The sequence below is a fragment of the Streptomyces sp. NRRL S-337 genome (genome assembly GCF_000720175.1).
Classification (GTDB): domain Bacteria; phylum Actinomycetota; class Actinomycetes; order Streptomycetales; family Streptomycetaceae; genus Streptomyces; species Streptomyces siderophoricus.
In genome coordinates this window covers 1-18,275 of the sequence record NZ_JOIX01000037.1, presented here as the reverse complement: position 1 = coordinate 18,275, position 18,275 = coordinate 1, and the positions used below count along the sequence as shown (strand labels likewise).

The window sequence follows — 18,275 nt, the reverse complement described above, 5'->3', positions numbered from 1 at the left end:
GCGTCCGCGCGGCCACCCCTTCAGTCGTCACTTCTCCCCTGCCCTTCAGGGGAACACCCTCAGGAGTTCGCGATGGGCCCTTCGTCCACCCCTGATCTCTCCCCCGACATCTCCCCACTGTCCCTCTCCACCGTGGCCGTCGTCGGCCTGGGCACGATGGGCACCGGCATCGCCGAGGTGCTCGCCCGGGCCGGCCGCGAGGTCATCGGCATCGACACCGACGAGGCCGCGGCCCGGCATGCCGTCGCCGCGCTGGAGGCCGCCACGGCCCGTGCGGTGCGCCGCGAGCGGATCACCGAGCGCGAGCGGCAGGACGTCCTGGCCCGTTTCCGCACCTTCACCGATCTGCAGGCCGCCGCGGACGCCGATCTGGTCATCGAGGTGGTCCCCGAGGACTACGAACTCAAGCGGCAGGTCTTCGCCGAACTGGACGCCGTGGTGCGGCCGGACGCCGTGCTGGCCACCGGCACCAACGCACTGTCGGTGACCCGGCTCGCCGCCGATTCGCAGCGTCCCGAGCGGGTGCTCGGGCTGCACTTCTTCAACCCCGCACCGGCCATGAAGCTGGTCGAGGTGGTCTCCTCGGTGCTCACCGCGCCGACCGCGGTCGCCGCGGTCACCGAGCTCGCCCGCGACCTGGGCAAGGACCCGATCGCGGTGGGTGACCGGCCCGGGTTCGTCGCCGACGGCCTGCTCTTCGGCTATCTGAACCAGGCCGCCGCGATGTACGAGTCGCGGTACGCCACCCGTGAGGACATCGACGCCGCGATGCGGCTCGGCTGCGGCTTGCCCATGGGCCCGCTGGCACTGCTCGACCTGATCGGCGTGGACACCGCCCGGACCGTCCTGGAGGCGATGTACGCCGAGTCCCAGGACCGGCTGCACGCCCCCGCGCCGATCCTGGGCCAGCTGGCCGAGGCCGGGCTGACCGGCCGCAAGGCGGGCCGCGGCTTCTACACGTACGAGGCACCGGGCTCGGCCACGGTGGTGCCGGACGCGGAGAGCCCGGCGGTCAGCGGCGAGGCCGCGGCCGGGCGTACGGTCACCCGGGTCGGCGTGGCCGGTTCCGGGACGATGGCCAGCGGGATCGCCGAGGTCTTCGCCAAGGCGGGATATCAGGTCGTGCTGGCCGCCCGCAGCGCGGAGAAGGCGGAGAAGGCGAAGGCCCGGATCGCCAAGTCGCTGGGCCGGTCCGTGGACAAGGGCCGGCTGACCGCCGAGGCCCGGGACGCGGCGCTGGCGGCGATCACGCCGTCCGGGACGCTGGACGCGTTCGCGGACGTGGACCTGGCCGTCGAGGCGGTGGCCGAGGATCTCGCCGTCAAGCAGGAGCTGTTCCGGACGCTGGACAAGGTCTGCAAGCCGGGCGCGGTCCTGGCCACCACGACCTCGTCACTGCCGGTCGTGGCCTGCGCCCGGGCCACCTCGCGCCCGCAGGACGTCATCGGGATGCACTTCTTCAACCCGGCGCCGGCGATGAAGCTGGTCGAGGTGGTGCGGACGGTCCTGACCTCCGACGAGGTGCACGCGACCGTGCGGACGGTGTGCGCCCGGGTCCGCAAGCACCCGGTGGACTGCGGCGACCGGGCCGGCTTCATCGTGAACGCGCTGCTGTTCCCGTACCTGAACAACGCGATCAAGATGGTCCAGGAGCACTACGCGTCGCTGGACGACATCGACGCGGCGATGAAGCTCGGCGGCGGCTACCCGATGGGCCCGTTCGAGCTCCTCGACGTGGTCGGCCTGGACGTCTCGCTGGCCATCGAGAAGGTCCTGCACGCCGAATTCCGCGACCCGGGACTGGCCCCCGCGCCGCTGCTGGAGCACCTCGTCGCGGCGGGGTGCCTCGGACGCAAGACGGGCCGCGGCTTCCGTGAGTACGCCCGGCGCTGACCCGTGGGGGCGCCCCCGCCCGGACGGGGCGGGCTGGGGTGGGCTGCTGGAGCCGGACGGCGGTCCACCCCCGCTCACGAGGGCGGAGGTGGGACCTCATGCCGCAGGCCGGGTAAATATGCAGTACCGTCCCCACATGTCCCAGCCCGCTCGTACGCAGCCCTCCGACGCCCCCGACAGCAGCACTCCCGGCACCCGCCGCGCGGCCGCGCAACGGCTCAAAATGCGTCGCGAACTGTCGGCGGCGGCCATGGAGCTGTTCGCGACCAAGGGCTACGAGGCGACGACGGTCGATGAGATCGCGGCCGCCGCGGGCGTCGCCCGGCGGACGTTCTTCCGCCACTTCCGCTCCAAGGAAGAGGCGATCTTCCCCGACCACGACGACACCCTGGTGCGGGCCGAGGCGGTCCTGGACGCCGCGCCGCCGCACGAGAACCCGCTCGACACGGTCTGCCGCGGCATCAAGGAGGTCATGCGGATGTACGCGGCCTCGCCGGCCGTGTCGGTGGCCCGCTACCGGCTGACCCGCGAGGTGCCCACCCTCCGCGAGGCCGAGATCGCCTCGGTGGCCCGTTACGAGCGGCTCTTCACCCGCTATCTGCTGGGCCACTTCGACGAGGGCGCGCACCGCGAGGGCGATGACGACCCGCTGCTGGCGGAGGTCGCCGCCTCCGCCGTGGTCACCGCGCACAACCACGTGCTGCGCCGCTGGCTGCGGGCCGGCGCGGAGGGTGATGTGGAGGCCCAGCTGGACCATGCCTTCGAGATCGTCCGGGAGACCTTCGGCGCCGGGATCGGCGCGGGCCGCGGCACCACGGGCGAGCAGCCCGCGGCGTCGGTCTCCCGGGAGGGCGAGGTGCTGGTCGCGGTGGCGCGTACGGACGCCCCGCTGGAGGAGGTCATGCGCACCATCCGCAAGGCGATCAAGGACCGGAGATGATCCCGTAACGGCCTGACGGGCCCGGCCCGCTCGTGCTATCCACTACGGAGTGGCGGACGCGAGCGAGGCGGGGCCGGCTCCGGCCACCCACAACACGGTCAGCGGCGGGCAGGCCCGCGACGTGATCCAGGGTGGCGTCGTCCAGATCTACCCGGCGCCCGCCCCCATCCGCTCTCTGAACGCGCTGCCGCCCCGGCCGGCCGCCCTGCTCGGCCGCTCCGGCCCGCTCGCCGCGCTCCTGGCCCTGCTGGCGCCCGGCGACCGCGCCGGGGCTCCCACCGCGATAGCGGTCACCGGCGAGGGCGGGGTGGGCAAGTCGGCGCTGATGGCGGCCGCCGCGCACGAGGCGCACGAGTGGTTCCCCGGCGGGGTGCTCTACGCGGACGCCCGGGCGCACGGCGGCGGGGAGCCGATGAGCCTGGAGGAGCTGCTGGGCACCTGGCTGCGGGCGTTCGGCATCCCCGGCGACCAGCTCCAGCCGCACCGGGCCGGGCTGCTCGCCCAGTTCAGCAGCCAGCTGTGGGAGGCGGAGGAGGCGCTGCTGATCCTGCTCGACGACGCCGCGCCGGACGAGCACCTGGTGCCGCTGATACCGCCCGACCGCCGCCACCGCCTGCTGGTCACCGTCCGGAGCGCCCCGGAGCACGCCTCCTTCGCCGTGCTGCGGCTGGACACGCTCAGCCCCAAGGATTCCCTGGCGCTGCTGGAGGCCGCCGCCACCGAGCCGGTCCCGCCGTCGCAGCTGGACGAGATCGCCGCGCTCTGCGGCCATCTGCCGCTGGCGCTGGACGTGGTGGCCGGCCGGCTGCGGGACGGCGACGACAGCGCGCAGCGCGTCCTGGCCGCGTTACGCCCGCCCGGTGAGCGGCTGGCCGAACTCGACCCGGTACGGCAGGCGTTCGAGGCCTCGTACCAGGCGCTCGACGCCCCGGACGCGCGGATGCTGCGCCGTCTGGGGCTGCACCCGGGCAACGAGATCGACGCCGGGTCGGCCGCCGCGCTGGCCGGGGTCTCACCGGCCGAGGCCGACCGTGCGCTGCGCCGCCTGGTCAGGGCCCAGCTGCTGCGCCCCACCGGCCCCGAGGGCCGGGTCCGCTTCCACGACCTGCTGCAGCTCTACGTCGGTGAACTGGCCGCGCAGGAGCCGGAGTCGGCGCGTGGTGCGGCGCTGGAGCGGCTGATGGCCCACTACGGCGAGCGGGCCGCCACCACCGACGAGGCATGGTTCGACCGGGAGCGCGGGGCGCTGGCGGCGGCCCTGGCGGCGGCGGTGGACCAGGGCCGGTACGAGCATGTCGCGCCGGTGGTGGAGCACCTGGTGGCGCATCTGCTGCGGCGCACCCGCACCGTGGACGCGCTGTTCGTACTGCGGCAGGGCGTCCTCGCGGCCCGGCACCGCGCCGACCACCTCCGGGAGGCGGAGCTGCTGCGGATGATGCGTCGCCACTACCGTGCGCTGGAGCGCTGGCCGGAGGCCCGGTCCTGCGCGGAGGCGGGCCATCTGGCGCGTATCCGGGCCGGTGTTCGCTCGCCGGAGCTGGACGACGACCTCGGTGAGCAGGCAGCCGAGCGCGGTGACCACGGGGCCGCGGCGCACCACTACGGGCGGGCGGTGCGCGGCTGGGCGCTGCGGGGTGACCGGCACCGGCTGGCGGCCTCGCTGCTGGCGCGGGGGGACGCGGAGGAGGGGCTGGGGCGCACCCGGGACGCGGCGCTCTCGTACCGCCGGGCGGTGGCAACGGCGCCCGACGGTGATCTCACGGTCGTGGCGCACGCCTGGCTGAAGCTGGCCGGCTGCGCGGCGCACCGTCAGGACCGCCGGCAGGTCCTGGAGCTGCTGCGCCGCGGGCTGGAGGTGGCGCGCAGGTCGGGGGACGTCCGGGTGACGGTCGAGGCGCTGGCGCTGCTCATGGAGGCGGAGATGGGGGCGGGGCGGCCGGGAGCGGCCGAGCAGCTGCTCCGGGAGGCGCTCAGCGAGGCCGGGGCGCACCACCTGCCGCTGCTGCGGGAGCACCTGCTGGCGATCAAGCCGCCGTGGTTGAAGCTGGCCGCGGAGCCGGAGGCCGCCGCCGGGCCCCGCCCGGGGGCGGCCTCCGCCCCGCAGGAGCCGCCGCCCGCGGTGCCGGACCCGCCGGTGGAGCGGGCGGACCGCTATGTGCGGCCGGTGCTGCTGCGGCTGCTCGCCCTGCCGTGCTGCGGGGTGCTCTGGGCGCTCGGCTGCCTGACCGTGGCGCTGGTGGAGGGCGGGCCGGTGGCCCCGTGGCCGGCGCAGCTGGCGCTGGCCGGTGGCACGGCGTGGGCGGCCCGGCGGGTCTGGCAGCGCAGCCGCGGCAGCCGGCTCGGCGGTCTGGCCGCGGTCGGCCTGCACCGCTTCCACGCGGTGGGTGCGGCCGGGCTGCTGGCGGCGGGGGTCCGGGCCGGGGCGCCGGGCGGCAGCGCCGTCGCCGCCGGGCTGCTGGTCCTGCACACCGCCGCGCAGCTGTGGCCGGCCGTTCGTGGGCGCCTGAGGTCCCGGGCCTGACCGGGACACGACCCACCCGAACGGTCTAACCGCATCCCCCTTCACCTGCCGTGATGCCGGGAGTGCGGTGCGTCACCGGCAAGCCCCCCATCGGCCCGTCTACCGCTCATACGTGCCGGCCAAATGACATCTGAGAGAAATTCTTGGCACTCAGTGTCTTGTCGACTGGCACGCGGTGTCATACGTTGAGGGTGTCCGGGCGACCGGCGGACGAGGCGATCCTCGTGCGCCGGCTGTCCCAACAGCCCTCCCCGGCTGCCGCCCGGATGCCTGCGTCACAGGCACACCGCCCGGCACCCGCCGGGCACCGCGCTCACCAAGGCGCTGCCAGGCACCACGGCCGACGCCTCCGCAACACCGGCGGAGACGGCGGCGGTAGCGCCACCCCGGCCGAACCGACGGCACCACCTCCCGCACCACCCCCGACGTTCCCTCAAGCCGTTCCTTACCAAATCCCCCGAGCTCTCGACCCCGCTCGAGCAGGGGCGGCCCCACCCGCCGGAGGCACACCGTGAACGAGATCCTGGACGCAATCCTTGCGCCTGACACCACCAGCGCCGACTTCGCCGCGCTGCCCATCCCCGAGTCCTACCGCGCGGTGACCGTGCACAAGGACGAGGCCGAGATGTTCGCCGGCCTGCCCACCAAGGAGAAGGACCCGCGCAAGTCGCTGCACGTCGACGACGTCCCGGTCCCCGAGCTCGGACCCGGTGAGGCGCTGGTGGCCGTGATGGCCTCCTCCGTGAACTACAACTCCGTCTGGACCTCGATCTTCGAGCCGCTGTCGACCTTCGGGTTCCTGGAGCGCTACGGCAAGGTCTCCGACCTGGCCAAGCGCCACGACCTGCCGTACCACGTCATCGGCTCCGACCTGGCCGGCGTCGTCCTGCGCACCGGCCCGGGCGTCAACGCCTGGAACCCCGGCGACGAGGTCGTCGCGCACTGCCTGTCCGTCGAGCTGGAGTCCTCCGACGGGCACAACGACACCATGCTCGACCCCGAGCAGCGCATCTGGGGCTTCGAGACCAACTTCGGCGGCCTCGCCGAGATCGCGCTGGTGAAGTCCAACCAGCTGATGCCCAAGCCCAAGCACCTGAGCTGGGAGGAGGCGGCGGCCCCGGGCCTGGTCAACTCGACCGCGTACCGCCAGCTGGTGTCCCGCAACGGCGCCGGGATGAAGCAGGGCGACAACGTCCTGATCTGGGGCGCCAGCGGCGGCCTCGGCAGTTACGCCACGCAGTTCGCGCTGGCCGGCGGGGCCAACCCGATCTGCGTCGTCAGCAGCGACCAGAAGGCGGAGATCTGCCGGAAGATGGGCGCCGAGGCGATCATCGACCGCAACGCCGAGGGCTACAAGTTCTGGAAGGACGAGCAGACCCAGGACCCGAAGGAGTGGAAGCGCTTCGGCAAGCGCATCCGCGAGCTCACCGGCGGCGAGGACATCGACATCGTCTTCGAGCACCCCGGCCGCGAGACCTTCGGCGCGAGCGTCTTCGTCACGCGCAAGGGCGGCACCATCACCACCTGCGCCTCGACCTCGGGCTACATGCACGAGTACGACAACCGCTACCTGTGGATGTCGCTGAAGCGGATCATCGGCTCCCACTTCGCCAACTACCGCGAGGCGTGGGAGGCCAACCGCCTGATCGCCAAGGGCAAGATCCACCCGACCCTGTCGAAGACCTACACCCTGGAGGAGACCGGCCAGGCGGCGTACGACGTGCACCGCAACCTGCACCAGGGCAAGGTCGGCGTGCTGGCGCTGGCGCCCGAGGAGGGCATGGGCGTGCGCGACGAGGAGATGCGCGCCCAGCACCTCGACGCCATCAACCGCTTCCGGAACGTCTGAGGCCGGGAGGCACCCATGACAGAACGTCACCCTCAGTCCCAGGGGCGAAGGGAACGGGACCGGCCGTGGCTGATGCGCACGTACGCCGGTCACTCCACGGCGGAGGCGTCGAACGAGCTGTACCGGCGCAATCTCGCCAAGGGCCAGACCGGTCTGTCGGTGGCGTTCGACCTGCCGACGCAGACCGGCTACGACCCCGACCACGTCCTCGCCCGCGGCGAGGTCGGCCGGGTCGGGGTCCCGGTGTCCCACCTCGGTGACATGCGCCGGCTGTTCCAGGACATCCCCCTGGACCAGATGAACACCTCGATGACCATCAACGCCACCGCCATGTGGCTGCTGGCGCTCTACCAGGTCGTCGCGGAGGAGCAGGGCGCGGACATCACCAAGCTCCAGGGGACGACCCAGAACGACATCGTCAAGGAGTACCTCTCGCGCGGGACGCACGTCTTCCCGCCGGGGCCGAGCCTGCGGCTCACCACCGACATGATCACGTACACGGTGGCCCACATCCCCAAGTGGAACCCCATCAACATCTGCTCGTACCACCTCCAGGAGGCCGGCGCGACCCCGGTCCAGGAGATCGCGTACGCGATGAGCACCGCGATCGCCGTGCTCGACGCCGTGCGGGACTCCGGGCAGGTGCCGCCGGAGAAGTTCGGCGACGTGGTCGCCCGCATCTCGTTCTTCGTGAACGCCGGCGTCCGGTTCATCGAGGAGATGTGCAAGATGCGCGCCTTCGGCCGCATCTGGGACCACATCACCCGCGAGCGGTACGGCATCGAGAACCCCAAGCAGCGGCGCTTCCGCTACGGCGTCCAGGTCAACTCGCTCGGCCTGACCGAGGCCCAGCCGGAGAACAACGTCCAGCGGATCGTGCTGGAGATGCTGGCCGTGACGCTGTCGAAGGACGCCCGCGCCCGGGCGGTCCAACTCCCGGCCTGGAACGAGGCGTTGGGCCTCCCCCGGCCCTGGGACCAGCAGTGGTCGCTGCGCATCCAGCAGGTCCTCGCGCACGAGAGCGACCTGCTGGAGTACGAGGACATCTTCGCCGGCTCGCACGTCATCGAGGCCAAGGTGGACGCGCTGGTCACCGACTGCCTGGCCGAGATCGAGCGGATCCAGGAGATGGGCGGCGCGATGGCCGCGGTGGAATCCGGCTACCTCAAGTCGCAGCTGGTGTCCGCGCACGCCGAGCGGCGGGGGCGGATCGAGGCCGGCGAGGAGAAGATCGTCGGCGTGAACTGCTTCGAGTCGACCGAGCCCAACCCGCTCACCGCGGACCTCGACACCGCCATCATGACCGTCGACCCGGCCAACGAGGCGCGGGTGGTGCGGGGGCTGCACGACTGGCGGGACAACCGTGAGGAGGGGCGTGCCCAGGAGGCGCTGTCGGCGCTGAAGAAGGCGGCGGCCGGCGACACCAACCTCTTCGCGGCGACCCTGGAGTGCGCCCGTGCCGGTGTGACGACCGGCGAGTGGGCCTGGGCCCTGCGGGACGTCTTCGGCGAGTTCCGGGCGCCCACGGGCGTCTCCAGCGCCCCGCTGGCGGTCGCCGCCGAGGCGGGCAGCCCGCTGGCCGCGGTCCGCGAGAAGGTCGCCAAGACGGCGGCCGAGCTCGGCAGCGGCAAGCTGCGGCTGCTGGTCGGCAAGCCCGGGCTGGACGGGCACAGCAACGGCGCCGAGCAGATCGCGGTACGCGCCCGGGACGCCGGCTTCGAGGTGATCTACCAGGGCATCCGGCTGACGCCGGAGCAGATCGTCTCGGCGGCGGTCGCCGAGGACGTGCACTGCGTGGGCCTGTCGATCCTCTCCGGCTCGCACGCGGAGCTGGTGCCGGACGTGCTGGCCCGGCTGCGGCGGGCCGGCGTCGACGACATCCCGGTCATCGTCGGCGGCATCATTCCCTCGGCCGATGCGACCGCGCTCCGGGAGGCCGGAGTGGCGGCCGTCTTCACGCCCAAGGACTTCGGTATTACGGAGATCATCGGCCGTATCGTCGACGAGATCCGGACGGCGAACCAGCTCGACCCCTTGGAGGTCCCCGCATGACGGCGGTGAACCGGCAGCGGCCGAGGCGCTCCTGCCTCGCGGTGCCCGGCAGCAATCCGCGCTTCCTGGAGAAGGCCCAGGGCCTGCCGGCGGACCAGGTGTTCCTGGACCTGGAGGACGCCTGCGCACCGCTCGCCAAGGAGGGCGCCCGGCACACGATCGTCGAGGCGCTGAACGAGGGCGACTGGACCGGCAAGACCCGGGTCGTGCGGGTCAACGACTGGACGACGCACTGGACGTACCGGGACGTCATCACGGTCGTCGAGGGCGCGGGACCGAACCTGGACTGCATCATGCTGCCCAAGGTCCAGGACGCTCAGCAGATCGTGGCGCTGGACCTGCTGCTGACGCAGATCGAGAAGACCATGGGCTTCGAGGTCGGCCGGATCGGCATCGAGGCGCAGATCGAGAACGCCAAGGGCCTGGTGAACGTCGACGCGATCGCCGGTGCCTCGCCGCGGCTGGAGACCATCATCTTCGGCCCGGCCGACTTCATGGCGTCGATCAACATGAAGTCCCTGGTGGTCGGCGAGCAGCCGCCCGGCTATGGCGCGGACGCGTATCACTACATTCTGATGCGCATTCTGATGGCCGCGCGGACCTACGATTTGCAGGCCATCGATGGCCCCTACCTTCAGATCAAGAACGTGGAGGGGTACCGGGAGGTCGCCGGCCGCGCCGCCGCGCTCGGCTTCGACGGCAAGTGGGTGCTGCACCCGGGCCAGGTCGAGGCCGCCAACGAGGTGTTCTCACCGTCCCAGGCGGACTACGACCACGCCGAGCTGATCCTGGACGCCTACGAGTGGCACACCTCGGAGGCGGGCGGCAAGAAGGGGTCCGCGATGCTCGGTGACGAGATGATCGACGAGGCGAGCCGGAAGATGGCCCTGGTCGTCGCCGGCAAGGGCCGGGCCGCCGGCATGATCCGTACATCCAAGTTCGAAGCCCCGGAGGCATGAGCGCGATGCAGTTCGGCCGCACCTATGAAGAGTTCACCGTCGGCGATGTGTACAAGCACTGGCCGGGGAAAACGGTCACCGAATACGACGACCACCTCTTCTGTCTGCTCACGATGAACCATCACCCGCTGCACATGGACAGCAACTACGCGGAGCAGACCACCGACTTCGGCAAGAACGTCGTGGTCGGCAATTACATCTATTCGCTGCTGCTGGGCATGTCGGTGCCGGACGTCTCCGGAAAGGCCATCGCCAATCTCGAGATCGAGTCGCTGAAGCACGTGGCGCCGACCTTCCACGGCGACACGATCTACGGCGAGACCACGGTGCTCGACAAGACGCCCTCGAAGTCGAAGTCGGACCGCGGAATCGTGTACGTGGAGACCAAGGGCTACAAGCAGGACGGCACCCTGGTCTGCATCTTCCGCCGCAAGGTCATGGTCCCCACGGCCACGTACATCAAGGAGCGCGGCGGCGAGCAGCCCGGCCGCCCCGAGCTGGCGGCCCCCGCGGCCAAGAAGGAGAAGTGACCGCCATGACCCGTCTTGCGCAGACCGAGGGCCTGACCGACATCCAGCGGGAAATCCTCTCCACCGTCCGCGACTTCGTGGACAAGGAGATCCTGCCGGTCGCCACGGAGCTGGAACACCGCGACGAATACCCGACGCAGATCGTCGAGGGCCTGAAGGAACTCGGCGTGTTCGGCCTGATGATTCCCGAGGAGTACGGCGGACTGGGTGAATCCCTTCTCACCTACGCGCTGACCGTCGAGGAGATCGCCCGCGGCTGGATGAGCGTCTCGGGCATCATCAACACCCACTTCATCGTGGCGTACATGCTCAAGCAGCACGGCACGCAGGAGCAGAAGGACTATTTCCTGCCGAAGATGGCGGCCGGCGAAATCCGGGGCGCCTTCTCGATGTCGGAGCCGGCGCTCGGCTCGGACGTCTCGGCCATTTCCTCCAAGGGTGTGCGGGACGGCGACGATTACGTCCTCACCGGCCAGAAGATGTGGCTCACCAACGGCGGTTCGTCCACGCTCGTGGCGGTGCTGTGCCGTACGGACGAGGGACACCCGGAGGGCACCGCTCCGCACAAGTCGATGACCACCTTCCTCGTGGAGAAGGAGGCCGGCTTCGGCGAGGTGCGGCCCGGCCTGACCATCCCGGGCAAGATCGACAAGATGGGCTACAAGGGCGTCGACACCACCGAACTGATCATGGACGGGCTGCGCATCCCGGCCGATCGGGTGCTCGGCGGCCAGAGCGGACGTGGCTTCTATCACATGATGGACGGCGTCGAGGTCGGCCGGGTCAATGTCGCCGCGCGCGGCTGCGGCGTCGCCCAGCGCGCCTTCGAGCTGGGCGTTTCCTACGCGCAGCAGCGGCACACCTTCGGGAAGCCGATCGCCCAGCACCAGGCGATCCAGTTCAAACTGGCCGAAATGGCGACAAAGGTCGAAGCGGCCCATGCCATGATGGTTAATGCCGCTCGCAAAAAGGACTCCGGTCAGCGAAACGACCTGGAGGCGGGCATGGCGAAGTACCTCGCCTCCGAGTACTGCAAGGAGGTCGTGGAGGACGCGTTCCGCATCCATGGCGGGTACGGCTTCTCCAAGGAATACGAGATCGAGCGCCTCTACCGGGAGGCCCCGATGCTCCTGATCGGTGAAGGTACCGCCGAGATCCAGAAAATGATCATTGGTCGCCGGCTACTGGAGGAGTACCGAATCCAGGCGTGAATGTCCGGTTTAGGTCAGTTTGGCCTAGACGAAGATCACACCCCGTCATTGTTCTTCGGCCACGGATTGGCTCTGGCTCTTGGCCAGTTGCCGCTCGCAACCGATAGCATCCGGGAAAGCCGCCGTCCCCCGTATCCCTACGCGGCATCCTCCGCTACGAAGGTCATCCATGCCCCACAGCCAATCCTCTGCACAACGCGGTCGCGTCCGCCTCGCGCGCGGAGCGTCGCCGTGGCTCCTGCCGACCGTTGCCACGGCGGCGGTCAGCCTCGCCCGGTCCCGCCGGTCGGGACGCTGGGCCGCTGTTGCCGTGCCCACCACCGCACTGGCGGCGGGCATGCTGTGGTTCTTCCGCGACCCGGAGCGGGAGATTGCCCAGGGCCGCGTCATTTCTCCGGCCGACGGCGTGGTGCAGAGCATCATGCCGTGGAAGGACGGGCGCACCCGCGTCGCGATCTTCATGAGCCCGCTGAACGTCCACGTCAACCGCGCGCCGCTGGCCGGCACGGTGACGTCCGTGGAGCACATCCCCGGCGGGTTCGTTCCGGCGTTCAACAAGGAGAGCGAGAACAACGAGCGGGTCGTCTGGCACTTCGACACCGAGCTCGGCGACATCGAGATGGTGCAGATCGCCGGCGCGGTGGCCCGCCGCATCGTCCCCTACGTGCCGCAGGGCACCAAGGTGGAGCAGGGCGAGCGGATCGGGCTGATCCGCTTCGGCTCGCGCGTCGACGTCTACCTCCCGGAGGGCGTCGAGGTCGCGGTCGAGGTCGGCCAGGCCACCACCGCGGGGGTGACACGTCTTGACCGTGATTGATCCTGAGACGCAGGCGGGCTGGGCGCCCGAGACGGACGAGGACGAGGACGACATGCCGCTGTCGACGCGGCTGTCAATAGCGGACACCCTCACCCTCGGCAACGCCATCTGCGGCTTCATGGCGGTGTACTTCACCACCACCGGCGTGCTCATCCCGCACCTCACGGGGACCGAGGACGGCGGAATGGCCCGGCACAGCGCGGCCATGGCCGTGATCCTGATGCTGTTCGCGTCGGTCTTCGACCTCTTCGACGGGCTGGTGGCGCGCAAGCTGCGGGCCTCGGCGATGGGGGCCGAGCTCGACAACCTCTCCGACCTGATCAGCTTCGGACTGGCGCCCGCGTACTTCGTCGTGACCTGGGGCATGGTCGCCCAGGACGCGCACCAGCGGGTGTCGGTCGTGGCGGCGGTGGTGGTGCTGCTGGCGGTGGTGCTGCGGCTCGCGCGGTTCTCCTGCGTCACCCTGCGTGACGGCATCTTCCAGGGCATGCCGAGCCCGTTCGGCGCGCTGACCGTCGTCGCCATCGTGCTGCTGGAGCTGCCGTTCCTGCCGACGTTGCTGGCGATCATCGGGGTGGCCTGGCTGATGGTGAGCCGGGTCGAGTACCCCAAGCCGCGGGGCCGGCTCGCGGTGGCGATGCTCAGCTGGATCGTGCTCAGCATGGGCATGCTCGCGGCCTGGGCGCTGGACGCGCCCGGCGGCCAGCTGCTGCTGCAGACCGGCTGCTCGCTGCAGATCGTCCTGGGCGCCATGATCCCGGTGTTCGCCACGGCCCGCCGGGTCAACACCTTCCGCGACAACCGCCGCGAGTCCCGCGCCGAGTCGCGGGCCGCGCAGCTCCCCTAGCGGGAGCGGAAGCTTCGCACAGAACGCCGGGAGCCCCGGGCGAACGATTCGCCCGGGGCTCCCGGCGTTCTCGCGCTCCGCGGTCAGACCAGGAAGTCGCGGGCGAGGTTCTCCGCCGCCCGCTCCAGCAACGGACCCGCCTCGGCCATGCAGCGGGCCGGGTCGGACTCCAGGTCGGTCAGCGCGTACGCACGCTGGATACCGGCCCGGGTGAGGGCCTCCGGCGGCAGCTGGAGCCGGCCGCAGACCGCGACCACGTCCAGGCCCGCCGCCCGGGCCGCCGCGGCGACACCGGCCGGGGCCTTGCCGTGCAGCGTCTGCTCGTCCAGCGAGCCCTCGCCGGTGATCACGAACGTGGCGCGGGCCAGCGCCGGCGCGAAGCCGAGCACCTCCAGCATCACGTCGATACCGGCCCGGAACGTCGCGTCCAGACCGACCAGCGCGCCGTAGCCGATCCCGCCGGCCGCGCCCGCGCCGGGCGCCAGCGCGTACTCGGCGGCCTTCGGGCCGACCGCCCGCTCCAGCACCTGGGCGTAGTGCGCGAGCGCCGCGTCCAGCGTGGCGACGTCCTGCTCACTCGCGCCCTTCTGCGGGCCGTAGACCGCCGGGGCGCCCTTGGGGCCGGTGAGCGGATTGTCCACGTCGCTGGCGAGCACGAACTCCGTCCCGGCCAGCCGGGGATCCAGGCCCGACAGGTCGGCGGTGACCAGCTCGCGCAGCGGCCCGCCACCGGGAGCCACCGGATTGCCGTCCGCGTCCAGGAACCGGGCCCCCAGCGCCGCGAGCATGCCCGCGCCGCCGTCGGTCGTGGCGCTGCCGCCGACGCCGAAGACGATCGTGGCCGCGCCCGCGTCCAGGGCCGCGAGCAGCAGTTCGCCGGTGCCGTACGTGGTCGCCGTCAGGGGCGCGAAGACGCCCTCGGGGAGGTGCTGGAGGCCGGACGCCTCCGCCATCTCCACCACCGCGGTGCCGTCCTCGCGCAGCGCGAAGGTGGCCGTCACCGGGGTGCCGGTGGGGCCGGTGACCCGCGCTTCGTGGCGGGTGAAGCCGGCCGCGAGCGCCGCGGCGACGGTCCCGTCACCGCCGTCCGCGACCGGGACGGCCGCCACGTCCAGATGGGGGACCACGCGCCGCAGACCGGCCGTGACGTGCTCGGCGACCTCGACGGCCGTGAGCGATCCCTTGAACTTGTCCGCGGCGATCAGCACATGTGCTGTGTGTGTCCTTGCTGCGTCCGCCACCGTGTTTCCCCTTGCTTTCGAACTGGCAGTCGCGCCGCTGCGACCTTATCCGGCGCGCGGCGCTGCGAACAGGGCACTCCGGTACGCGGACGCTTCGAGCGCCCCGGAATGCGCCTCGAAGATCCCCCGGGCAGGCTCTAGGCTCGCGCCCGTGACGACCTTGGACTACGCGACCTACATCGCCGGCCTGCCCCGCGTGCTCGCGGGCGCCGGTGCCCTCCTCCGTGACGCGCAGGGCCGCATCCTGCTCGTCGAGCCCAACTACCGCGACACCTGGATCCTGCCGGGCGGCACCGTCGAGTCGGACGACGGCGAGTCGCCGCGGCAGGCCGCCCGCCGGGAGACCGCCGAGGAGATCGGCCTGGACGTCGAGCTGGGCCCGCTGCTCGCGGTCGACTGGGTCCGCGGGAAGGGGCGGCCGCCGCTGGTGTCGTACCTCTTCGACGGCGGGGTGCTGGACGCGGACCGGTTCGCCGCGATCCGGCTCCAGGAGGAGGAGCTGCTGTCCTGGCGCCTGGTCGACTGGAAGGAAGCCCGGACCCTGGTCAGCCCGGAGATGGCCCTGCGCATCGGCGCCGCCCTGAAGGCCCTCGCGGACGGCGGCGGCCCGGCGGAACTGGAGGACGGCGTCCCGCCCGCGGGAGCGGTCGCCACCCGAAAATGACGTGATCGCCGGCCACCCGGGAACCTAGGGTGGCCGGCATGGAAGAGATCGCCGCCAGGATCGCGCAGGTGCCGGGAGTCGTCGGGGTGATGCTCGGGGGGAGCCGGGCGCGGGGGACGCACCGGGCGGACTCCGACTGGGACCTGGGGGTGTACTACCGGGGCGAGCCGGATCTGAAGGCGCTGGAGGCGCTGGCCGCCGAGGTGACCGGCGGGCCGGTCGAGGTGTTCGGGCCGGGGGCCTGGGGGCCGTGGGTGAACGGCGGGGCCTGGCTCGTACTGCCCGACGGCCGCCATGTGGACTGGATCCTGCGCGACCTCGACCGGGTGCGGCGGGTCTGGGAGGACTGCCGGGCGGGCCGCTTCGAGACCGGGATGCAGGCCGGTCATCCGCTCGGTTTCTGGTCGCCCGCGTACCCGGGCGAGGTGGCGCTGGGCCGGGTGCTCGCCGACACCGAAGGGGAGCTGTCCGGCCTCAAGGAGGAGACCCGCGCCTACCCTCCCGCGCTGCGTACGTCCCTGACCGGCACGGCGGTCTGGGACGCCGGCTTCTCGGTGGCGATGGCGGGCAAGTCGTCCGCGGCGCAGGACGTGCTGCACGCGTCCCTGTGTCTGTCCCGGGCCGTCGGTCAGCTCGTCCAGGCCCTGTACGCGCACCACGGCGCCTGGTGCCTCAACGAGAAGGGCGCCCTCGCGGCCGCCGCAGCCCTGCCGGACACCCCACCCGATTTCGCCCCCCGTGCCACCGCCCTGCTCGCCCACCCCGGCCATACGGAAGCGGAGCTCCGCGGCTCGCTGAAGGAGGCGCAGCGGCTGGTGGACGAGGTACGGGGCGTGGTCGGGGCGGCGTCATCGGAGCGCGGGTGAGTGGTGTGTGGCCGCCGCACCGTCTCCGGGGGTGAGGGTCCGCCGTAGCGGGTCCGCGGTCAGCGGCTGACGCCGACCGCGTGGCCGTAGGTGCGGGGGTCGGTGACGAAGTCGAGCATGGCCCGGGCCACGTCGGCGCGGGCGATGACGGAACCGGCCGGTCCGGCCTCGACGGCATGGCGGTAGCGGCCCTCGCCGGGGCGGTCGAGCAGCCGGGGCGGGCGGACCGCGGTCCAGTCGAGGCCGCTGTCGCGCAGCACCGCCTCCATCCGCGTCAGGTCGGTGTAGACCTCCTTGAGGACGGCCCACAGCAGGGGCCCGAACACCCGGTGGCCGAGGAACGGCTGGCCGGCGCCGGTGCGGTTGAGCGGGGCCGCGCTGACCACCAGGAGCCGCCGTACGCCGGTGGCGGTCATCGCCTCGACCACGGCCCGGGCGGAGGTGGACGCCGGGCGCAGCGGATCGTGCCGGCCGGCCTGGCCGATCCCGGAGAGCACCGCGTCGGCACCGTCAACCACGGCCTTGACGGAGGCGGGGTCCAACGGGTCGGTGCGGACGACCGTCAGCCGCTCGTGGCGTTCGGTCAGTTTCTCCGGGCTGCGCAGCGCGGCGGTCACCTGGTGGCCATCGGCCAGGGCGTGGGTGACGAGCTGCCGGCCGACGCCGCCGGACGCGCCGAGGATGGTGAGTTTCATGGTCCCTCCCGGGACGAGCTGGGCCGCGGAACAAGCGGAGAACCGGAACGAGCAGGACGAACGCCCACTACGCCCGCCCGGGACGGAGCGGGAGAAGTGAGGTGAGTGAGCGCTCACCAACCAGAGTGAGTGAGTATTCACCCACCTGTCAAGGTAAGCTCTTCCCATGACCTCCGACGCCGCCGCTCCCCTGACCGGAGGCGCGCTGACGCGCTCCCGCATCCTCGACGCCGCCGCCGCGCTGATGACGACCGTGGGCCTGACCCGTACGACGACGAAGCAGATCGCCCGGGAGGCCGGCTGCTCCGAGGCGGCGCTCTACAAGCACTTCCGCAACAAGGAAGAGATCTTCGTCCGGGTGCTGCACGAGCGCGCACCGCGGTTCTCGGACGCGCTGCGGCGGCTGCCGGACGCCGTCGGGGACGAGGGCGGCCCGGCCCGGCATCTGGAGGAGGTGGCGCTGACGGCCCTGCGCTTCTACCGGCGTTCGTTCCCGATCGCCGGTTCGCTCTTCGCCAGCCCCGAGCTGTTGGACACCCACCGGCGCAAGCTGGACGAACTGGGCACCGACGGGCCGCAGAACGCCGTCCAGCACCTGGCCGCCTACCTGACGGCCGAGCAGAAGCTGGGCCGGATCGCCTCCGGCATCGACCCGCACGCGGCCGCCACCCTGCTCATCGGCGCCTGCTTCCACCGCGCCTTCCTCGACCTGTTCTTCGACGCCAAGGCGCCCGCCGGCGCCCTGCTCCCCGAAGACGAGCGGGAGTTCGCGACCGAAACCGTCCGCGCCCTGCTCGACGGACTCCGACCGCCGGGTACGCCGTAGCACCCGCCGGGGCACCGTGGACACCAGGGCGGCGACACCGGGACGCCGTCGAGGCATCGGGGCGATACGCCGGGACGCCGTGAACACACCGGTGCGGCAGCGGGGCACCCTCGATACACCGGTGCGGCAGCGGGGCACCGGAGACGCACGGGAGCGGCAGCGTCTTCGCGCTCATCTCCCGCCCGCGCCACGGGAGTTGGCCGCACCCCCACCGCGTTGTGGCCTGCAAGGGGCGCCCGTGTCCCCTACGGGATCTGTTCGACCACCCCCTAGTACTGCAACCGCATGTGGTGTGACCGTGTGGGGTGGGGCTCGTTGGTGTGACTGTGTGAGAAGTCGCTGACGGTTGAGCAGATCGATTCGT

15 protein-coding genes are annotated in these 18,275 nt (G+C 71.8%); 13 read left to right on the top strand and 2 right to left on the bottom strand.

The window, feature by feature from the left end:
- Positions 1 to 72 precede the first annotated feature (72 nt).
- The 10 genes from IG62_RS0124195 (at position 73) to pssA (ending at position 13,619) form a co-directional block, all read left to right on the top strand.
- Entirely contained in the window at positions 73 to 1,893 is a 1,821-nt protein-coding gene (locus tag IG62_RS0124195; RefSeq protein WP_051798512.1) for a 3-hydroxyacyl-CoA dehydrogenase family protein, read from the top strand.
- Positions 1,894 to 2,029: 136 nt separating this feature from the next.
- On the top strand, positions 2,030 to 2,833 hold the full coding sequence (locus IG62_RS0124190) for a TetR family transcriptional regulator (RefSeq protein ID WP_030807033.1): 804 nt from the start codon (positions 2,030 to 2,032) through the stop codon (positions 2,831 to 2,833).
- Between the two features lie 49 nt (positions 2,834 to 2,882).
- Positions 2,883 to 5,354, top strand: a complete 2,472-nt coding sequence (locus IG62_RS0124185; RefSeq protein ID WP_030807030.1) for an NB-ARC domain-containing protein — start codon at positions 2,883 to 2,885, stop codon at positions 5,352 to 5,354.
- 511 nt (positions 5,355 to 5,865) lie between these two features.
- Positions 5,866 to 7,203, top strand: a complete 1,338-nt coding sequence (gene ccrA / locus IG62_RS0124180) for a crotonyl-CoA carboxylase/reductase (protein ID WP_030807027.1) — start codon at positions 5,866 to 5,868, stop codon at positions 7,201 to 7,203.
- Positions 7,204 to 7,218: 15 nt separating this feature from the next.
- Positions 7,219 to 9,255 (top strand): protein meaA, encoded by a 2,037-nt coding sequence (locus IG62_RS0124175; RefSeq protein WP_078872207.1) that lies wholly within the window; start codon positions 7,219 to 7,221, stop codon positions 9,253 to 9,255.
- Complete coding sequence (locus IG62_RS0124170) at positions 9,252 to 10,214, top strand: HpcH/HpaI aldolase/citrate lyase family protein (protein ID WP_030807020.1); 963 nt, start codon at positions 9,252 to 9,254, stop codon at positions 10,212 to 10,214. Before IG62_RS0124175 ends, IG62_RS0124170 begins: the two co-directional genes overlap by 4 nt.
- 5 nt (positions 10,215 to 10,219) lie before the next feature.
- A complete protein-coding gene (locus IG62_RS0124165; RefSeq protein WP_030412968.1) occupies positions 10,220 to 10,744 on the top strand; it encodes a MaoC family dehydratase in 525 nt (174 codons plus the stop codon).
- A gap of 5 nt (positions 10,745 to 10,749) precedes the next feature.
- Positions 10,750 to 11,955: an acyl-CoA dehydrogenase family protein gene (locus IG62_RS0124160; RefSeq protein ID WP_030412969.1), complete on the top strand. Its 1,206-nt coding sequence runs from the start codon at positions 10,750 to 10,752 to the stop codon at positions 11,953 to 11,955.
- 169 nt (positions 11,956 to 12,124) lie between these two features.
- Positions 12,125 to 12,772, top strand: coding sequence for a phosphatidylserine decarboxylase (locus IG62_RS0124155; RefSeq protein ID WP_030807016.1), 648 nt, complete (start codon positions 12,125 to 12,127; stop codon positions 12,770 to 12,772).
- A complete protein-coding gene (gene pssA / locus IG62_RS0124150) occupies positions 12,759 to 13,619 on the top strand; it encodes a CDP-diacylglycerol--serine O-phosphatidyltransferase (protein ID WP_030412971.1) in 861 nt (286 codons plus the stop codon). Before IG62_RS0124155 ends, pssA begins: the two co-directional genes overlap by 14 nt.
- A gap of 83 nt (positions 13,620 to 13,702) precedes the next feature.
- Here pssA and IG62_RS0124145 read toward each other — a convergent pair whose 3' ends face one another.
- Positions 13,703 to 14,827, bottom strand: a complete 1,125-nt coding sequence (locus IG62_RS0124145) for a glycerate kinase (RefSeq protein WP_030807013.1) — start codon at positions 14,825 to 14,827, stop codon at positions 13,703 to 13,705.
- Positions 14,828 to 15,011: 184 nt separating this feature from the next.
- On the opposite strand from IG62_RS0124145, the gene IG62_RS0124140 reads away from it, so the two are divergent.
- Together IG62_RS0124140 and IG62_RS0124135 are read left to right on the top strand one after the other, a co-directional pair.
- Positions 15,012 to 15,524, top strand: a complete 513-nt coding sequence (locus IG62_RS0124140; RefSeq protein WP_030807010.1) for an NUDIX domain-containing protein — start codon at positions 15,012 to 15,014, stop codon at positions 15,522 to 15,524.
- A gap of 38 nt (positions 15,525 to 15,562) precedes the next feature.
- On the top strand, positions 15,563 to 16,390 hold the full coding sequence (locus IG62_RS0124135) for a nucleotidyltransferase domain-containing protein (RefSeq protein WP_030807008.1): 828 nt from the start codon (positions 15,563 to 15,565) through the stop codon (positions 16,388 to 16,390).
- 59 nt (positions 16,391 to 16,449) lie between these two features.
- Here IG62_RS0124135 and IG62_RS0124130 read toward each other — a convergent pair whose 3' ends face one another.
- Positions 16,450 to 17,085: an NAD(P)-dependent oxidoreductase gene (locus IG62_RS0124130; RefSeq protein WP_030807005.1), complete on the bottom strand. Its 636-nt coding sequence runs from the start codon at positions 17,083 to 17,085 to the stop codon at positions 16,450 to 16,452.
- 166 nt (positions 17,086 to 17,251) lie between these two features.
- Between IG62_RS0124130 and IG62_RS0124125 the strand changes: the two genes are divergently transcribed.
- Positions 17,252 to 17,911 (top strand): TetR/AcrR family transcriptional regulator, encoded by a 660-nt coding sequence (locus IG62_RS0124125; RefSeq protein WP_030807002.1) that lies wholly within the window; start codon positions 17,252 to 17,254, stop codon positions 17,909 to 17,911.
- The last annotated feature ends 364 nt before the right edge of the window (positions 17,912 to 18,275 follow it).